At 60.2% G+C, this 1,038-nt stretch carries 1 protein-coding gene and 1 pseudogene; both read left to right on the top strand.

Translation table 11 applies throughout. The features are described from left to right. The coding region (locus CW742_RS15080; protein WP_292421835.1) for a helix-turn-helix domain-containing protein at positions 1–534 on the top strand (534 nt) is incomplete at its 5' end. Positions 535–578: 44 nt separating this feature from the next. Next, positions 579–1,038, top strand: a pseudogene (locus CW742_RS15085) (lyase family protein); the annotation flags it as partial.

The following is a 1,038-nucleotide window of genomic DNA, read 5'->3' on the forward strand; positions in this document are numbered from 1 at the left end:
ATGGCACATTCCGACCCGATCGACCGCCTCATGCGCGGCGCACTTGCCTCGGATGAAGAGTTCGTTCTCGTCCTTAACGATCTGCTGCGCCGCGATCTCCGGATAAGCATCCGCGAATTGTCGGAGGCAAGCGGTATCGCCCAGAGCTCGCTCTACAAGATCCTCCACGGGAAGCGGTCCCCCAATCTCACCACCCTCCGCGCCATCATAAAGGCCATGCGCCAGTTCTACCGCGCTGGCGAGGGGGAGTTCATCGGGCTCATTGTCGCCCGCCCGGTTCTCGAGACTATCGAGGAACGGACCACGGAGGTGGACGCACGAAAGGTTACCGTCCGCGAGTACCCGGTCCACACGATGGAGGATGCTATTGTTGCAGCGGTCCGGGCTGAACGCGAGGGGGCGGTTGCCATTGTCTGCGCCCCCATTGTCTCCAGCGTCATCGAGCAGCTTGTCCACATTCCGGTCGCGACCATCATCCCCAAAGAGTCGGTCCAGCGGGCGGTCGAGCTTGCCGCACGAAAGGCGTGGCTTTAATCAGTATATAGCCAATAATTACGGTGATGAAGAAGGGTGAACGGATGCGAACCGATGTTGTGAGGAGAGGGCGCCTCTTTGGGAGAGAAGAACCCGGCCTGCAGGAGTTCCTCTCGTCAATGGACGCGGACCGGAGGATCGCGAAGGCGGACCTCCTCGTGGACATCGCGCACGTGCTGATGCTGGACCGGCAGAAGATCAATGAGCGCAAGACAACAAAACAGATTCTGAACATCCTCCTCAAACTCGATGACAGCGAGCTGCCTGAGGAGGTCTTCGACCCGCGTTTCGAGGACGTACACGCGGGAATCGAATCGCTCGTCATCGAGGCCGCAGGATCGGAGGCCGGAGGAAGGATGCATATGGCCCGGTCACGGAACGACGAGGTCGCAACGTGTATCCGGCTCACCCTCCGCATGGCGCTCCTCCTCCAGATGAAGACCATCAACGAGCTCCGTCTGACCCTTCTCTCCCTTGCCGCGAAGCACACCGACAGCATCATGC

Origin of the sequence: Methanoregula sp. (genome assembly GCF_002835825.1) — an archaeon.
GTDB lineage: Archaea > Halobacteriota > Methanomicrobia > Methanomicrobiales > Methanospirillaceae > Methanoregula.